Source organism: Coprococcus sp. AM100_B19A, assembly GCF_027662015.1.
GTDB classification, from domain to species: domain Bacteria; phylum Bacillota; class Clostridia; order Lachnospirales; family Lachnospiraceae; genus Allocoprococcus; species Allocoprococcus comes.
The window spans coordinates 175,775-192,259 of record NZ_JAQDKN010000001.1; the positions used below are offsets into that span (position 1 = coordinate 175,775).

General features: G+C 44.6%; 13 protein-coding genes. 1 reads left to right on the top strand and 12 read right to left on the bottom strand.

The window, feature by feature from the left end:
- Window positions 1–8: 8 nt before the first annotated feature.
- The 4 genes from PGQ33_RS00880 to PGQ33_RS00895 form a co-directional block, all read right to left on the bottom strand.
- Complete coding sequence (locus PGQ33_RS00880; protein WP_022219890.1) at window positions 9–356, bottom strand: type II toxin-antitoxin system PemK/MazF family toxin; 348 nt, start codon at window positions 354–356, stop codon at window positions 9–11.
- Between the two features lie 90 nt (window positions 357–446).
- A complete protein-coding gene (gene alr / locus PGQ33_RS00885; RefSeq protein ID WP_195250006.1) occupies window positions 447–1,610 on the bottom strand; it encodes an alanine racemase in 1,164 nt (387 codons plus the stop codon).
- A complete protein-coding gene (locus PGQ33_RS00890) occupies window positions 1,607–3,130 on the bottom strand; it encodes an NAD(P)H-hydrate dehydratase (RefSeq protein WP_270205071.1) in 1,524 nt (507 codons plus the stop codon). The genes alr and PGQ33_RS00890 overlap by 4 nt, the downstream gene beginning before the upstream one ends.
- 80 nt (window positions 3,131–3,210) lie before the next feature.
- Window positions 3,211–3,858, bottom strand: coding sequence for a redox-sensing transcriptional repressor Rex (locus PGQ33_RS00895; RefSeq protein WP_022219887.1), 648 nt, complete (start codon window positions 3,856–3,858; stop codon window positions 3,211–3,213).
- A 158-nt stretch (window positions 3,859–4,016) separates the two neighbouring features.
- Between PGQ33_RS00895 and abc-f the strand changes: the two genes are divergently transcribed.
- Window positions 4,017–5,924, top strand: coding sequence for a ribosomal protection-like ABC-F family protein (gene abc-f / locus PGQ33_RS00900; RefSeq protein ID WP_270205072.1), 1,908 nt, complete (start codon window positions 4,017–4,019; stop codon window positions 5,922–5,924).
- Between the two features lie 57 nt (window positions 5,925–5,981).
- Here the strand turns inward: abc-f and PGQ33_RS00905 are convergent, their stop codons facing one another.
- The 8 genes from PGQ33_RS00905 to acpP all read right to left on the bottom strand — a co-directional run bounded on the left by PGQ33_RS00905 (window position 5,982) and on the right by acpP (window position 16,482).
- Window positions 5,982–7,178 carry an NADP-dependent isocitrate dehydrogenase gene (locus PGQ33_RS00905; protein ID WP_022219885.1) on the bottom strand — a complete coding sequence of 399 codons (1,197 nt, stop codon included), beginning with the start codon at window positions 7,176–7,178 and terminating at the stop codon, window positions 5,982–5,984.
- A gap of 19 nt (window positions 7,179–7,197) precedes the next feature.
- Window positions 7,198–7,836 carry a GntR family transcriptional regulator gene (locus tag PGQ33_RS00910; RefSeq protein WP_055248874.1) on the bottom strand — a complete coding sequence of 213 codons (639 nt, stop codon included), beginning with the start codon at window positions 7,834–7,836 and terminating at the stop codon, window positions 7,198–7,200.
- A gap of 22 nt (window positions 7,837–7,858) precedes the next feature.
- A complete protein-coding gene (locus PGQ33_RS00915; protein ID WP_118217800.1) occupies window positions 7,859–9,247 on the bottom strand; it encodes a 2-isopropylmalate synthase in 1,389 nt (462 codons plus the stop codon).
- Between the two features lie 484 nt (window positions 9,248–9,731).
- On the bottom strand, window positions 9,732–10,946 hold the full coding sequence (ilvA, locus tag PGQ33_RS00920) for a threonine ammonia-lyase (protein WP_008372180.1): 1,215 nt from the start codon (window positions 10,944–10,946) through the stop codon (window positions 9,732–9,734).
- Between the two features lie 4 nt (window positions 10,947–10,950).
- Window positions 10,951–11,904 (bottom strand): signal recognition particle-docking protein FtsY, encoded by a 954-nt coding sequence (gene ftsY, locus PGQ33_RS00925; protein ID WP_022219882.1) that lies wholly within the window; start codon window positions 11,902–11,904, stop codon window positions 10,951–10,953.
- A 16-nt stretch (window positions 11,905–11,920) separates the two neighbouring features.
- Window positions 11,921–15,481, bottom strand: coding sequence for a chromosome segregation protein SMC (smc, locus tag PGQ33_RS00930; RefSeq protein ID WP_270205073.1), 3,561 nt, complete (start codon window positions 15,479–15,481; stop codon window positions 11,921–11,923).
- A 7-nt stretch (window positions 15,482–15,488) separates the two neighbouring features.
- Entirely contained in the window at window positions 15,489–16,184 is a 696-nt protein-coding gene (gene rnc, locus PGQ33_RS00935) for a ribonuclease III (RefSeq protein ID WP_022219880.1), read from the bottom strand.
- A 67-nt stretch (window positions 16,185–16,251) separates the two neighbouring features.
- Window positions 16,252–16,482, bottom strand: a complete 231-nt coding sequence (acpP, locus tag PGQ33_RS00940; protein ID WP_008372189.1) for an acyl carrier protein — start codon at window positions 16,480–16,482, stop codon at window positions 16,252–16,254.
- Window positions 16,483–16,485 lie beyond the last annotated feature (3 nt).

Below are 16,485 nucleotides of genomic sequence, written 5' to 3' on the forward strand. Positions count from 1 at the left end.
CTCCTCTTTTATGTATGAAGCATCAGGCTGACGCACAGCGCTTCATCGACTTTTCTCATAAGCTCTTTGTCTACCCGGCACACGTAATCCTTCAGTCTCTGTTTATCGATAGTCCGAATCTGCTCCAGAAGGACAACAGAATCCTTGACGATTCTGTACCTTTTTGCATCGATTTCCACATGTGTCGGCAGCTTCGCTTTATTCATCCTTGAAGTGATCGCGGCACAGATAACGGTCGGACTGTGCCGGTTCCCGACATCATTCTGGATGACAAGAACCGGACGCACACCGCCCTGCTCCGAACCGACTACCGGACTTAAATCCGCATAATAAATATCTCCACGCCTGATCTGCACTTCTTTCACACTCCGCTTATCAAGATACTTTCATTATTGCCAGCTTTCTCCTGCTGTATTCATATCTCTTTCGAAGTGCATTCCCGCATTTTAGAAATAATCGACCTGCTCTACAACTTTTCCGTCACGCAGATATTCCCTCGGAACACGTTTATTGATATCACAGATAAATTCATAGTTAAATCTGCCGCTCAGACCGGCAAGCTCATCTATTGAAAGATAAGCATCCCCATCGTGGCCGACCAGTGTTGCCCTGTCACCAAATTTCACATCCGGAATTCCGGTCACATCTACCATAAACTGATCCATACAGACTCTGCCAAGGATCGGTGCCTTCTGACCATGGATCAGAACATATCCTTTGTTGGAAAGACTTCGTGGGTATCCGTCTCCATATCCCGTCGGGATTGTGGCGATCTGCATCCTTTTCGGGGCAACAAAGGTGCCTCCGTAGCTGACTTCCGTACCCTTTTCAATCCATTTCACATAAGTCACGTGCGCGATCAGCTCCATTGCCGGCCGGAGCGGAACTGCCTCCTTATTGACTTCATCTGACGGATACAGTCCATAGGTAGAAATCCCGGCTCTCTCCAGATTCATTCCAAGCTTTGGCATATCAATGATACTTGCACTGTTTGCACAATGATAATAAGTAAATTCCATACCTTCTGCTGCAAGATGTTCTTTCATCCACAGAAAAGCACGGATCTGTTCCAGTGTCGTGGTCTTATCCGCCTCATCTGCCTTTGAAAAATGGGTAAACATTCCTTCGCAATCCGTATAAACAAGCCTGCCGATCTTAAGGATCTCCTCTACACTTTCTTTCGCTACCGGAAAACCAAGTCTTGACATTCCAGTATCGATCTTAATGTGCAGATATGCCTTCTTCCCCATACGATATGCGGTCTCATCCGCAAGCTTCGCAAGCTCATAGCTGTAAGTTGTCATGCGGATCTCATGACGGATCATCTCTTCCAGCTGGTCCGGGAAAATACATCCCAGGCAAAGAATCGGCTTCTGAATGCCGGCTTTTCTGAGTACAACACCTTCATCCAGAGTTGCGACCGCATAGCCCCAGACATAGTCCACATCTTCCAGCATTCTTGAAATCGGCACCGCTCCATGACCATAACCATCTGTCTTGATGACCACGACCATCTTGGTTCCTTTTTCTATATTTGCATGCATCATTTCCATGTTATACATCACCGCATCCAGATCGATCACCGCACGCAGCCTGCTGTATTTCTTCATTCTGTCATATCCTCCAATTCCTTAAGTGTTCTGCCGAGCATTTTCAAGAGATCACCCGCAAGCACACTGTAAGAGCCAAGTTCTTTTCTGGCATGATCTCCGCACAGACCATGCAGATAAACGCCAAGCACAGCGGCATCATCCGGTCTCATATGCTGTGCCATAAGTCCGGTGATCATTCCTGCAAGCACATCTCCCGATCCGGCCTTTGCCATTGCCGCATTACCGGTGGTATTGATCATAAGCCTTCCCTCTGGCGCTTTCACAAGTGTCCTGCTGTCTTTCAGTACACAGACAGCATGGACTTTTTCTGTATATTTCCTTAATAGCTCTCTTCTGTTGTCTTTTAATTCCTGTACGCTGTATCCGGTCAATCTGGACATTTCTTTCATATGTGGAGTAAGTACATATCCGGAAGGATTCATCCGAATCTGTTCGATCCCCCACTCACCGGTCTTTGCCAGAAGGTTCAGTCCGTCCGCATCAATAACAGCCGGGGTTTTATTATTCTCAAGCACCTTTTTCAGTAATTCCTCCGAATGCGGTCCCATACCGAGTCCGCATCCAATACAGAGCACATCCGCCCATTCCAGCAAATCCGGAAGTTCTTCAAATGATTCTGTCTCATCCAGAGAATAGGTCGTCATTACCGCCTCCGGTAAAAGTTCCTGTAAGATTGCCCGGTTACTTTCCTCCGTATAAATCCGGACAAGACCTGCTCCCAAAAGATATGCTGCCCTGGCACTTAAATATGCTGCACCGGACATTCCTTTGCTTCCGGTAATCATCAGAACCTTTCCATAAGTCCCTTTATTAGAATCCGGTTTCCTTTGCGGCAGCATTGCCGGCACATCGGATTTTTCAAGTGCCATGCAGATTTCTTCTTCCGCAAAAAACTCCGGTCTGGTAATTCCGATCGGTGCTGTAACAAGCTTTCCTGTATACTCACATCCCGGATATAGGATCTGTCCCATCTTCTGAAACGCAAAGGTCACTGTAAGATCTGCTTTAAATGCCGTTCCAAGCACTTTTCCATCATCCGAACGGATCCCTGAAGGAGTGTCGACTGCCACCTTACAGGCAGTCATCCGATTCATCTGATCAATCACCTCTGCGTATCTGCCTTTTATTTCACGGGATAGGCCAATACCGAATACGGCATCTATAATAACACTATATTCTTTCTGTGGCAAACTGTTTCCTACAGATATTCCCAGATTTTCCAGAATTTTCATCTGTATTTTTGTTTCTTCACTACGATGGTCATAATTTCCGACCAATACTACATCTGGATGATTTCCTTCTTCTACGAGCATCCTTGCAATTGCGAATCCGTCACCACCGTTATTGCCACTTCCACACACGACCAATGCTTTCGACAAATCTATGTCTTCTGCTTTCATCGCAGCCACACACTGAAGTGCCGCCCGTTCCATCAGGACAAGGGACGGGACTTGCATCTTCTGTATCATTCTCTGATCCGATCTTCTCATCTGATCTGCTGTCAGTATTTCTTTCATATCCGGTCTCCCATACATTTAATTTTCAAAAAGGTGCAGGAAAAAACTTTCCTGCACCTCTGCCTTCTGGTCTGCTTTGCCTACTTTCCTTCATGTTCTTCATTGTATCTGGTGATATTATAAGATAATCTCATCAGACTTTCAGACAAATGAACATTCTCCACAATAATATTATCCGGCAGATTCAGATCTGTATGCGCAAAATTCCAGATAGCCTTAACTCCATTATCTACCAGGAGATTGGCAACCTCTACTGCTTTTGTCTTCGGAATCGTAAGAACCCCGATCTCAATATCGTTTTCTTTCACAAAATCCTTCAATTCATCCATCATACGGATCTCAACTCCACGGATCGTCAATCCGGCAAGCCTTGGGTTTACGTCAAACAGCCCTTTTAAAACAAATCCCCGATTTTCAAATGCTGCATAGTTCGCCAGTGCCTGTCCAAGATTTCCTGCTCCAATGATAACGAATTTATGTTTCTCGTTCAGTCCAAGGATCTTACCTATCTCTGTATAAAGATACTTTACATTATAGCCATATCCCTGCTGTCCAAATCCACCAAAATTATTCAGATCCTGACGGATCTGTGAAGCAGTTACTTTCATTCTTTTACTTAATTCATTGGATGATATCCGTTCGACTCCGCTCTCCAGTAGTTCCCCTAAATAACGATAATACCGCGGAAGTCTCCTTATTACTGCCTGAGATATTTCTCTTGATGCCACTTTCACTTCCACCTTCCTATTTTTTGACTCATTATTTTTAATTATATAAGAATCCAGTGAAAAAGTCAAATTTTATAGTTGTTTTTTGTCGTATTTCAGCTATAATTATGTTACTGTGAGCAGTAACATAATTGCCACTTTAACAGGAGGATATAAAAATGATACTGGCATGTCATAATCTGTCAAAAAGTTTTGGGGATCAGGTCATCGTAAAAGACGGATCCTTTCATATAGAGAACCATGAAAAAGCTGCCCTTGTAGGTATTAACGGAGCCGGCAAATCCACGATCCTCAAGATGATCGTAGGACAGCTTTCTCCCGATGCAGGGACGGTTGTTCTTACCAAAGGCAAAACTCTCGGCTACCTTGCACAGCATCAGGAGATGGAAAGCGGCAATACCATTTACGAAGAAGTCCGCACGGCAAAAGCCGAAGTCATTGAGATGGAAAAGCAGATCCGTACAATCGAGATCGAGCTTCCGTCTCTTTCCGGAGATGCTCTTGAAGCACGTCTTGCCACTTATCAGAGACTGACTTCTGCATTTGAACACGCAGACGGTTACGCCTATAAAAGTGAGCTTACCGGCGTTCTAAAAGGTCTCGGATTTACAGAAGAAGAATTTACTAAACCCGTAGATTCTTTATCCGGTGGTCAGAAGACCCGTGTATCTCTTGGCAAACTCCTTCTTACCAAGCCTGACGTCCTGCTTCTGGATGAACCAACAAACCACCTGGATATGAACTCCATCGCATGGCTGGAAACCTATCTTCTGAATTATCCGGGTGCTGTTCTTATCGTATCCCACGACCGCTATTTCCTGAACCGTGTGGTTACAAAGGTGATTGAAGTCGAGCAGGGACAGCTTCATACTTATATGGGTAATTATTCTGATTTTGCTGTCAAAAAAGAACAGCTCAGAGAAGCCAGATTAAAAGAATACTTGAATCAGCAGCGTGAGATCAAACATCAAGAAGCCGTGATCGAAAAGCTCCGTTCATTTAACCGTGAGAAATCCATCAAGCGTGCCGAAAGTCGGGAAAAAATGTTGGACAAGATGACACTTGTAGACAAACCGATGGAGATCAACACTGACATCCATCTGAAGCTGGAGCCTTCCCGTGTCAGTGGCAATGATGTCCTTTCTGTCAAAGGATTAAGCAAAGCCTTTCCGCCACAGACACTTTTCACCGATATCAGTTTCGAGATCAAGCGCGGGGAACATATAGCCATCATTGGCGACAACGGAACCGGAAAAACTACGCTTCTCAAGATTCTGAACAATGTGATCCAGGCAGACAGCGGTTCCTTTACACTGGGTGCCAATGTGGAGATTGGTTACTACGATCAGGAACACCACGTCCTTCATATGGATAAGACGATCTTTGAAGAAATTTCCGATGATTATCCGACACTTACCAACACACAGATCCGGAACATGCTTGCGGCTTTTCTTTTTACCGGAGATGATGTTTTCAAGCTGATCGGTGATTTAAGTGGTGGTGAAAGGGGACGTGTATCTCTGGCAAAGCTGATGCTCTCCAATGCAAATTTTCTGATCCTCGATGAGCCGACCAATCATCTGGACATCACTTCCAAGGAAATTCTTGAGCGGGCTCTGAACGATTATACCGGTACGATACTTTATGTATCCCACGACCGTTATTTCATCAACCAGACTGCCACCCGTATTCTGGAACTGACCGGCAATACCTTTGTAAATTATATCGGCAACTATGATTATTATCTGGAGAAAAAAGATCTTCTGACCCCGGCTGTTTCCACAGCTGCTTCCGAAGATGCACCGGCGCAGGTTTCCGAATCCAAACTAAGCTGGCAGGAACAGAAAGAAGAACAGGCACGTCTCCGTAAAAGGCAGAACGACCTGAAGAAAACAGAAGAACGTATCGGTGTTCTGGAAACACGTAATGGCAAAATCGATGAACTGATGATGCAGGAAGAAGTCTATACGAATTCTGTTAAATGCCAGGAACTGGCAAAAGAAAAAGCAGCAAACGAAGCAGAACTCGAAGAACTCTATGAAAAATGGGAAGAACTGGCTGAATAAGCCAGTTCTTCCCATTTTCCTGTCAGAGATACGCCCTTCATGCATTCCCTGCTCTTTTTATAATCTTTCTGCAATCGCTTTAATAAACCCTTCACTGTTCAGTACATGTACCTCCGGAAGAGTTGTGATCATTGCCAGATCCTTTGTCATATAACCCTCTTCAATCGTATCAATCGTTGCTTTTTCCAAACGGTCTGCAAAATCCATCAGTTCCTGGTTCCCATCCAGTTCTCCTCTCTTGCGCAAAGCTCCTGTCCATGCAAAAATTGTTGCAACAGAGTTTGTTGAAGTCTCTTCCCCTTTCAGGTGTTTATAATAATGACGCTGCACTGTTCCATGTGCTGCTTCATATTCATAAAAGCCTTCCGGTGATACCAGTACAGATGTCATCATGGCAAGTGAACCAAATGCTGAGGAAACCATATCACTCATCACATCCCCGTCATAATTCTTACATGCCCAGATATAACCACCCTCTGACTTCATTACACGGGCTACCGCATCATCGATCAGTGTGTAGAAATATTCAATTCCCGCTTCATCAAAAAGGTTCTTATACTCCGCATCAAAGATCTCCTGAAAGATATCTTTGAAAGTATGGTCATATTTTTTGGAAATGGTATCTTTTGTTGCAAACCAAAGATCCTGCTTTGTATCCAGTGCATAACTAAAACAGCTTCTTGCAAAACTTTCAATCGATGCATTGATATTGTGCATTCCCTGGATAATACCTGCTCCATCGAAATTATGGATCAGCTCTCTTGTCTCTGTTCCGTCAGGTGCCGTGTAGACCAGCTCTGCCTTTCCAGGTCCCGGAATCTTCATCTCGGTTCCTTTATATACATCCCCATAAGCATGACGGGCAATCGTGATCGGCTTCTTCCAGTTCTTTACACATGGTTCAATTCCTTTTACCACGATTGGAGCACGAAATACCGTTCCATCCAGAATCGCACGGATTGTTCCGTTCGGACTCTTCCACATCTCTTTGAGTTCATATTCTTTTACTCTTGCCGCATTCGGTGTAATGGTCGCACATTTGACTGCTACTTTGTACTTCTTTGTTGCATTAGCCGAATCAACTGTAACTTGGTCATCTGTCTCATTGCGGTGTTCCAATCCAAGATCATAATAATCTGTCTTAAGATCGATATACGGCAGAAGAAGATCATCTTTTATCATCTTCCAGAGAATTCTGGTCATCTCATCTCCGTCCATCTCAACAATCGGTGTCGTCATCTGAATTTTACTCATAACTTCGTCTCCTTTTTGGCTATTTTTCTTCGATATGCAGGTTCTCCATAACATGCATAATATGGATCGTTGCCAGATTGCCGGCTTTTTCCGCATCCTTCGCCTTGATGGCATTCAGGATCTCGTTATGCTCACCAATCGACTTGATCGCACGCTCTTCTGTCTTAACGGAAGTCCTTCTTGCAAGCTGTACATATTTGTGAAAATCTGAAAGCACATGATCCAGAATCCTGCTCTGTGATGCCTCATACAGAATCTGATGGAATCTTCCATCCAGCTCTGTCAGCTGATCGGAATGTCCTTTATCCATATGATACTCGGATAAAAGAATGATCTCATCTAGTTCTTCCAGCTGCTCCTGTGTAATATGTTCTGTTGCCCAACGGACGCATAATCCTTCCAGCATGGAACGAATCATATAAATATCATGTACATCCTTATCGGAAATACCGGTAACATAAGCTCCTTTATTTGGGATGATGTTCACCAGTCCCTCCAGTTCCAGCTGTCTAAGTGCCTCTCTTACCGGTGTACGGCTAACTCCAAGTTCCTTCCCCAATGTTGCTTCCCTGAGTTCGTCATTTTCTTCATACTTACCTTTCAGAATGTCATCTCTGATGGTCTGAAAAACCTGACTTCTCAATGAATACTCTTCCATTTTATCTCTCTCCTGAATTTCGTTAGATTGTAATCCCCTTTTCGTCACAGATTCTCTCAATCTCCCGGATTAGTTCCTGATCTGTGAGTACGGTCACACGGCCGGATTCATATTCCGCGTCAACCCACTTCTTCAATTCTACAACTAAAATGGAATTCTTGTCTACCTGTTTCTCATTTTTCAGGTGATAATATGTATTTATCCAATGTGCAATGCCTGCAAGACCGGAAGTATTTGACACAGCAACCAGCGGTGGACGGTTCAGAAACTTGCCGGTATCAAACACATTGTAGATTTCTTCGTTCTTTAACAGTCCGTCTGCATGGATCCCCGCACGGGTTACATTGAAATTCTTTCCGACAAACGGGGTACGCGGCGGAATCTGATATCCAATCTCTTTTTCATAATATTCTGCCAGTTCAGTAATCACCGTTGTATCCATACCATCCAGCGTTCCGCGAAGCTGCGCATATTCAAAAATCATCGCTTCCAGCGGCGTATTGCCGGTACGTTCACCGATTCCAAACAAGGAACAGTTCACACCACATGCTCCATAAAGCCAGGCCGTTGTTGAATTGTTGACTGCCTTGTAAAAATCATTATGTCCGTGGAATTCGATCAGTTCACTCGGTACACCTGCATGTACTCTGAGTCCGTAAATGATACCCGGAATGGAACGAGGAATCACAGCCCCCGGATAGTTGACTCCGTATCCCATTGTATCACAGACACGGATCTTCACCGGAATCTGATATTCTTCCATCAGATGCATCAGTTCCAGACAGAATGGAATGACAAATCCATAAATATCCGATCTGGTAATATCTTCCAGATGACATCTTGGACTGACACCGGTCTCCAGACATTCACGTACAACTGACAGATAATGTTCCATCGCCTCTCGTCTTGTCATCTTCAGTTTATAAAAAATATGATAATCCGAACAGCTTACCAGAATTCCGGTTTCCTTCATTCCCAGATCTTTTACCAGCTCAAAATCCTTTTTATTTGCACGGATCCAGCTTGTGACCTCCGGGAACTTATAACCTCTTTCCATACATTTATATACGGCATCACGGTCTTTCTTGCTGTATAAGAAAAATTCACTCTGACGAATCTTCCCCTGCGAACCTCCAAGCCTGTGCATATAATCGAAAATGGTTACAATCTGATCCGTTGAATAGGGTGCTCTCGACTGCTGTCCATCCCTGAATGTCGTATCAGTGATCCAGATCTCATCCGGCATACTGTGCGGTACAATACGATCATTAAACGCAATCTTAGGAATCTCATCATAATGAAACAGGTTCCGGAACACATTCGGTGTGTCCACGTCTACCAACGGGTACATATGCTCCTCAAGTTGCAATAAATTTGTATGCTTATCCAGATAAACCTTCCTATTTTCCATAACCGTCACTCCCTGACCTGTATTTTTGTATTTTTGTATTATTGTATACAACTATACCTTCGATGTCAACCCCATTTTCCTCATTTCGTGACTTTAGCCCAGTATTTCATTCAATTAAAGTGCTAATTGGTTAAATTTCCATATTTTTTCATCTATATCTCCCGTCTTTAATAAGCACCCAATCACATTTGCAGTCTCTATCCCCTCTCCCTAACTATGAAGCAGTCCTGCCCTTTTCACCAATACCGTTCATTGGCCGGGCGAGAAAAAGAATCTCTTCCAATCCTATTTTGTGCAATGGAGATGAAACTCAAAAATTATAGAAACCTCTGCTGACATAATTTTCGCCTTCGGAGGTTCATCGGAATGGTTTGCACAACCTGGATTGGAAGAGATTCTTTTTCTCGCCCGACCTAACAACCTTATTTTCAAAAAAAGACAGCCTCATCCCTCACCAGGGGATAAGACTGTCCTCTTAAACATTCTAATATAACTTCGCACTGATCAGCTTCGGTCTGAACCCGGCTGCCTCCAATGCCGCAATGATCCGGTTCTTATGATCGGTTCCAAATGCTTCCAGTGTCACACGAAGCTCCACAGCCGCATTCCGGTTAATACTTACAAACTGATTATGTTCCAGTTTGATCACATTTCCCTGCTCTTCTGCAATCGTCTGTGCCACTTTTACCAGTTCACCCGGTTTATCCGGAAGAAGTACCGATACAGAGAAGATACGGTCTCTCTGGATCAGTCCGTGCTGTACAACTGAAGACATGGTAATAACATCCATGTTCCCGCCGCTTAAGATAGATACTACTTTCTTACCTTTCAGATCCAGCTGTTTTAAAGCTGCAACGGAAAGAAGACCGGAGTTTTCTACTACCATTTTATGGTTTTCCACCATATCAAGGAATGCTCCGACCAGTTCATCGTCTTCTACAGTTACGATCTGGTCTACATTTTCCATGACGTATGGAAGGTTCTGTTCCCCGACTTTTTTTACTGCTGTACCATCTGCGATCGTGTTGGCACTTGGAAGTGTTACGGTATGTCCTGCTTCGATTGCAGCAGTCATACTTGCTGCTTCTGCCGGTTCCACACCAATCACTTTGATCTTTGGATTCAGCATTTTCGCAAGTGTAGATACACCTGTGATCAGTCCGCCGCCCCCGATCGGTGCAAGGATATAATCAACGGTCGGGAGTTCCTGGACAATTTCCATTGCAATCGTTCCCTGTCCGGTAGCTACATCCAGATCATCGAACGGATGTACAAAAGTATATCCGTACTCTTCTGCAAGCTCATAGGCCTTTGCACAGGCATCGTCATAGACATCTCCGTGTAAAACAACCTCGGCGCCATAGCTCTTGGTACGGTTTACCTTGATCAGCGGAGTGACAGTTGGCATAACAATCGTCGCCTTACATCCAAACGCTTTTGCCGCATATGCCACACCCTGCGCATGGTTTCCTGCTGAAGCTGTGATCAGACCTTTTGCACGATCTTCCTCAGAAAGTGTGCTGATCTTGTAATAAGCTCCTCTTAATTTGTATGCACCTGTGTACTGCATATTTTCCGGTTTCAAATAGACCTTTCCCCCGGTCTGGCTACTGAGATACTCACTGTAGATAAGCTTTGTCGGACGTGTCACACGTTTTACGATCTCGCTTGCTTCTTCAAATTTTTCCAATGTCAGCATATTATTATTCTTCTCCTTCTTCCTTCTTTTCTTCTGTTGTAAATAATGCCTGTACAAATTCGTCGGAATCGAATTTCTGCAGATCATCGATTGTCTCACCGACACCTATATATTTAACAGGAATTCCAAGCTCTGCCTGAATTGCAACTGCAATTCCACCTTTGGCCGTTCCATCCATCTTAGTCAGGATAATTCCTGTAATATCCGCAACATCACTGAATTCCTTTGCCTGTGAAAGTGCATTCTGTCCGGTCGTTGCATCCAGAACGACCAAAGTTTCCCTGTATGCTTCCGGATATTCTCTTTCCAGCACACGGTTAATCTTCTTCAGTTCCTCCATCAGGTTCTTTTTATTGTGAAGTCTTCCAGCTGTATCCACCAGAAGGATATCTGCCTTTCTCGCTTTTGCAGCCGCTACCGCATCATAAACGATGGCTGCCGGATCTGCACCTTCCTGTCCGCCGATCAGATCTGCATCCGAACGATGTGCCCATTCCTTTAATTGATCGCCCGCAGCTGCACGGAAAGTATCTGCTGCAGCAAGCACAACTTTCTTGCCCTGACCTCTCATCTTACCGGCAAGTTTTCCGATAGTAGTCGTCTTTCCGACTCCATTTACTCCGATCACCAGAACAACAGAAGTCTGGTTTTCAAATTCATAAGCTGTCTCGCCTACATCCATCTGTTCTTTGATACTGTCGATCAGGAGCTGTCTGCACTCAATCGGCTCTTTGATATGCTGTTCTTTTACTTTTTTACGAAGATCATCAAGAATCGCGTAAGTTGCTTTTACCCCCAGATCTCCCATGATCAGAACCTCTTCCAGTTCCTCATAAAAGTCCTCATCTATCTTTGAAAATCCATGAAAAATACTGTCCATTCCAGACACGATATTATCGCGCGTCTTGTTAAGTCCTGCTACCAGACGCTTAAAAAATCCCATTTTTTCTTCTGCCATCATATCCTCCTATCCACTACTTTGTAAGCTCATCTTCCAGAAGATCCACAGATACCAGCGTTGATACCCCTTTTTCCTGCATAGTGATCCCATACAGCCGGTCTGCCGCTGTCATCGTACCACGACGGTGTGTAATGACGATAAACTGTGTATTTTTCGTCAGCTTGTGCAAATACTGTGCAAATCGCGTGACATTAGAATCATCCAGTGCCGCCTCGATTTCATCCAGCAGACAAAACGGGGAAGGTTTCAGATTCTGGATTGCAAACAGCAGCGAAATCGCCGTCAACGCCTTTTCTCCACCGGAAAGCTGCATCATATTCTGAAGTTTTTTACCCGGCGGCTGCGCAATGATCCGGATTCCGGCTTCCAGCACATCCTCATCATCCATCAGTTCCAGAGTTCCTTTTCCACCACCGAACAGTTGTTTAAACACCTGATTAAACTCCTGGCTGATCTTCGCAAACTGCTCAGTAAACTGCTTGCGCATCGCCTCGTCCAGCTCTTCAATGATCTTCTTGAGCGTTGCTTCTGCCTCTACCAGATCATCATGCTGCGTTTTCATAAATTCATACCGCTCGGAAAGATTTTTAAAATCTTCGATCGCATTGACGTTCACCGATCCAAGTTTCCGGATCTCCGTCTTTAATTCCTGGATCCGCCTTCGCATCTCGGCAGGATCTGTCAGACTCTCATCCCGGATTTCCAGTGCATGATTATACGTCAGTTCGTACTCTTCCCACATATAATTGATCTGCTTTTCCAAAGCTTCCTCGTAGCCTTCTTTCTTGCTGGTAAGCCGGAAGGATTCTTTATCAAGTTCTGCCATATGAGCTGCCAGATCTTCTCGCTTTTTCAGGAATGCCTTATGCTTCTGATTCAGTTCTTCCCGCTTTTTCTGCGATTCTTCGATCTCTTTGTTAATTTCCTCAAATAATTCCTTTGAATTCTCTATCGTCTGCCGGATCTCGGTAATCTGTACTTCCTTTTGCTCTATTTCACCGTGATTCTCTCCTTTGCTTGCATTTAAAGTGGCAAGCTCTTCCTGGAATTTTCCCATCTCTTCCCGGATACGGACAAAATTCTCCTCGATAAAATCTTTTTTCTGCTCCAATGCAGCAAAACTGAGGTGAATATTTTCATTTTTGCGCACTTCTGCCGCTTCTGCCTCACGCTCTTTTTCCAGCCACTTCTGTGAGCTTTCCATCTGGCGTGTCAGCTCGTCCTCCAGTTGCTGGCTGGTCTCCAGCTCCATTTTGATCGATTCTTCGTTTTCCTCGATCTCATGAACCTGTTCTTCCAGTTTCTTGCGCTCCGCATAAATTCCTTCTGAATTTTCTCTGGTCACATTTTGACGGCTTTTTACCTGGTCCAGATTCATCTTCGCAGTATTTTGAACCACATAGTCATTCTGCAACTCCTGCTGGATTTCTTCCACCTTTGCATACAGCGCCGTCCGCTTCTCCTTTGCGGCCGCAACTTCTGCTTCCGATTTCTGGAGTTCTGTTTTCAGACGCGCAACCGTCTTTTCCAGTTCTTCAATCTCACGTCTTCTGCTGAGCAGATTACTGGAATTCTTAAATGCTCCACCACTCATTGCTCCGCCAGGATTGATCAGATCTCCTTCCAGCGTAACGATACGCAGAGACTGACGATACTTTCTTGCCAGACGGATCCCAGTATCAATGTTGTCTGCCACAAGAGTTCTTCCAAGAAGATGCTCTGCAAGAGATGTAAATTTATCTTCTACCGTTACCAGCTTGTCCGCCGTGCCGATCACACCCGGCTCGCGAAGGGCTTCTGCCCTGGCAAATCCCTGTCCCCCATGAATCGCTGTCAATGGAAGGAAAGTTGCACGGCCATACCGGTTCTGCTTCAGATAACCAATCATTTTTTTTGCAGTCTCTTCGTCTGCAGTAACAATATTCTGGATACTGCCTCCAAGTGCGATCTCCACCGCAGTCTCATATTTTTTATCTACTTTGATCAGATCAGCCACAACCCCCAGGATTTTCGGCTCACGGCTTTTCTGCTCCATCACACGACGGATACTGTTCCCATAACCATCGTAACGCTCCGTAAGGTTCCTCAGAGACTCCAGACGAGAGTACTCCCTGTGATAAGCATTCTGCCTGTTTCGCAGGTTTTCATTTGCCTGTCCGATCTCTTTTTGCAGTCCGGCAATCTCTGTTTCATAGTTTTTGATCTGTTCTACAGAATCCGTGATCTTCCCTGATACTGCCTTCAGTTCTTCCGTATACTGCGCGGCAAGTTCCTGTTGCCTCTGTACATCACTCTCCGCTTCTACCAGACGTTTGTAAAGCAGTGCCCGGCGTACCTTGATCTGTTCAAGCGTCGTTTCATAATGCTGCAGCTTTGCCTTCGTGGATGCACGGTTATTCAGAAGCTCACGGATATCGTTCTGATTCTTTTCAATCTCCACTGTCATCTCTGCAATCCGGCTCTGCAGGGCAGTCAGCTCCTCTCCTGCCTGCTTTTGTCTCTCAGATGCTGCTGCAAGATGTCTGTCGATCTCTGCTTTTTCTTCTTCCAGTTCGGATTTCTGCCTTTCACGGTTTGCAAGCTCTGCCTGAATATCGTTTGCGCGTTTTTCATAGTGTTCATCATTCATACGGACACTGTTGATCTGCTCTTTTAAAAGCTCGATCTGGTTTTCCAACTGCTGCTTCAGAAGTGTTGTCTCATTTCTCTGACTTTTTGCATGCTCGATTCCGGCGTCGATCTCATCTACTTCCTGCTCGATCTTCTCATACTGTGCCTTCATATCTTCATGCTTTTTACCGGCTTCAGTGAGTTCATTCTGCGCAATCTTCAGCTTCTCATCGTTTTCCCGGATCTGCCCCTTCAGACGTTTCATCTCCACCAGGAACATATTGATGTCATAATGCTTCAGTTCTTCTCTCTTTTTCAGATATTCCTTCGCTGTCTCCGACTGTTTCTGAAGCGGACCAAACTGCTTTTCCAACTCTCCCAAAATATCATTGACACGGACCAGATTGCTCTGCTCTTCTTCCAGTTTGCGAAGAGATAACGCCTTACGGCGCTTAAATTTGACAATCCCGGCCGCCTCATCAAAAAGCTCTCGTCTCTCTTCCGGCTTACCGCTCAGGATCTTGTCAATCTGTCCCTGTCCGATGATCGAATATCCTTCTTTTCCAATACCTGTATCATAAAACATCTCATTGATATCTTTGAGCCTGCAGACACTGCCGTTGATCAGGTATTCACTTTCCCCCGAACGGTACAACTTTCTTGTGACTTTAACCTCTTCAAACTCCACCGGGAGTTTGTGATCTGAATTATCCAGTGTGATCGCAACCGATGCGTAGCTGAGGGGTTTCCGGTTTTCCGTACCGGAAAAAATAACATCCTGCATCGTACCTCCACGGAGCTGCTTCACCTTCTGCTCTCCGAGTACCCAGCGGACGGCATCCGCCACGTTACTTTTCCCACTTCCGTTCGGTCCGACGATTCCGGTGATCCCGTTATGAAATTCAAAGACAATCTTATTTGCAAAAGACTTAAATCCCTGTACTTCAATACTTTTTAAATACATGCCTCACCTACTGTACCTTTCCTTCTTTCAGCTTCAGGATTGCCTGATAAGCCGCTTCCTGTTCGGCAGCCTTTTTGGTCCTTCCGATACCACATCCAAAGGCTTCTCCGCCGATCACAACCTCTACACGGAAGGATTTATTGTGGTCCGGTCCCTCTTCTCCTACCAGCTGGTAGACAATTCCTTTTTCCTGACCGCCCTGTACCATTTCCTGCAGGATAGTCTTGCTATCATAAAAGAGCCGTTTCCCTTCCAGGTCGTTTAAAATATATTTTAAAATAAACTCTTTCGCATTAGCAAAACCACCATCCAGATAAATCGCACCAATCAGTGCTTCCAATGCATCCGAGGTAATAGACTCTCTGAATCTTCCACCGGTCGCGTCCTCACCTTTCCCAAGCAGCAGATAACTTCCAAGTTCCAGATCCCGCGCACAAAATGCAAGTGCCTTCTCGCATACCATGCTTGCTCTTAACTTAGTCAGTTCTCCTTCCGGCATTGTCTGGTTCTCGAAAAAAAGATATTCGCTTGAAATCAGTTCCAGGACAGCATCTCCAAGGAATTCCAGACGTTCATTACAGTCTGCCTTCTTCATATGCTTTTCATTCACATAAGAGCTGTGCGTCACAGCATGTCTGAGCAAATGGCTGTCCTTGAAATTGTAGCCGATTTTTTCTTCCAGTTCCTTTACATTTCTGCTCATGATTGCTCCTCCAATTTTAAAAAAGGACACTCCCCAAAAATGGGGATGTCCCCTGTAATCATTTTCCTTAGTTAACAGCGTTCTTGATCTGTTCTACAGCATCACCTACTGTTGCGATCTTTTCTGCATCTTCATTTTCAATTTCGATATCAAATGCATCTTCAATTCCCATAATAATCTGGAAAATATCAAGCGAATCAGCTCCCAGATCATCTACAAATGTAGTGTCCATCGTAATTTCATCCGGGTTACATCCCATCACATCAACAATAATGTCTTTCAGTTTTTCAAATTCCATAAT